Source organism: Pseudomonas agronomica (assembly GCF_025917275.1).
Taxonomy (GTDB): Bacteria; Pseudomonadota; Gammaproteobacteria; order Pseudomonadales; family Pseudomonadaceae; genus Aquipseudomonas; species Aquipseudomonas agronomica.
This window is the reverse complement of record NZ_JAOSHO010000809.1, coordinates 1-1,464: the sequence shown is the minus strand read 5'-3', so window position 1 is coordinate 1,464 and position 1,464 is coordinate 1. Positions and strand designations below refer to the sequence as shown.

Here is a 1,464-nt window from a genome sequence, read left to right as displayed (position 1 = left end):
TCGAAAGAATAAAAGATCGCAGGCTTCGCCAGCTCCTACAAGGTCCAGCGGGGGCTGCGATCTTTCCACGGCCCGTTGAATCTGGAGCGAAAGAATAAAAGATCGCAGGCTTCGCCAGCGCCTACTAGTCTTTAAGCACTGCTTGATAGCCCTTGTGACGTCTTGTCTGTTTCTTTGCCCGCGGGGGCGGGTGTTGCACCCTTTTGTCACTCGTCGACTTTTCAAACAGAACCCTGGAGCCTGCCCACTGATTCGAGAGGTGCCCCATGAGTCTGCTGCTGGAACCCTATACCCTTCGTCAACTGACCCTGCCCAATCGCATCGCGGTTTCGCCGATGTGCCAGTATTCGAGCGCCGATGGCCTGGCCAACGATTGGCACCTGGTGCACCTCGGCAGCCGCGCCGTGGGGGGCGCCGGGCTGGTGTTCACCGAAGCCACCGCTGTCACCGCCGACGGTCGCATTACTGCCCAGGACCTGGGCTTGTGGAACGACGAACAGATCGAGCCCCTACAGCGCATCACCCGTTTCATTACCGCACAAGGCGCCGTGCCGGGCATTCAACTCGCCCACGCCGGTCGCAAGGCCAGCACCTGGCGGCCGTGGCTGGGCAAGCATGGCAGCGTCAAGCCGGAGGACGGTGGCTGGGTGCCGGTCGGCCCGTCTCCGATCGCCTTCGATCCGCAGCACACCCCACCGGTCCAGCTGGACGAGGGGCAGATCGCCGACGTCATCCAGGCATTCGTGGACGCGGCCAAGCGCGCCTTGACCGCCGGCTTCAAAGTCGTCGAGGTCCATGCGGCCCATGGCTATTTGCTGCATCAATTTCTCTCGCCGTTGAGCAATCAGCGCCGCGATCAATATGGCGGGTCGTTCGAAAATCGTGTCCGGCTGGTGTTGCAAGTGACCGAAGCGGTCAGGGCTGTCTGGCCTGAGGAGCTCCCGGTATTTGTCCGTGTCTCCGCCACCGACTGGGTCGAAGACGGTTGGAACCCGGATGAAACCGTGGAGTTGGCGCGACGCTTCAGGATGCTGGGGGTGGACTTGATCGACGTGTCGTCGGGCGGAACCGCTGCGAATGCAGAAATTCCCACCGGCCCGGGCTATCAGACGCGCTTCGCCGAGCGGGTCCGCAAGGAGTCGGAAATCGCCACCGGCACCGTGGGCATGATTACCGAGCCGGCCCAGGCCGAGCACATTTTGCGTACCTGCCAGGCCGACATCATCTTCCTCGCCCGCGAACTGTTGCGCGATCCGTATTGGGCGCTGCATGCCGATGATGACCTGGGCGGACGCAAGGCCACCTGGCCGGCGCAGTACCAGCGGGCGACGCATCGGGACCAGCCGATCCATGAGTCGGATTTGCGGGACTGAGTGCCCGATAAACCAAAAAGCCCCGATCAGTATTGGTCGGGGCTTTTGTTTATCGGGCTGGGTTATTCTGTGGCTGTACCGGCCTCATCGC

At 62.2% G+C, this 1,464-nt stretch carries 1 protein-coding gene; it reads left to right on the top strand.

The genetic code is table 11. The annotated features are described in order from the left end of the window. Positions 1–266: 266 nt before the first annotated feature. Positions 267–1,373 carry an NADH:flavin oxidoreductase/NADH oxidase gene (locus OC610_RS27330; protein WP_264432548.1) on the top strand — a complete coding sequence of 369 codons (1,107 nt, stop codon included), beginning with the start codon at positions 267–269 and terminating at the stop codon, positions 1,371–1,373. Positions 1,374–1,464 lie beyond the last annotated feature (91 nt).

Bases quoted from the DNA above. Each gene is read 5' to 3' on its own strand.
- OC610_RS27330 (WP_264432548.1), top strand. From the start codon at position 267: ATGAGTCTGCTGCTGGAACCCTATACCCTTCGTCAACTGACCCTGCCC.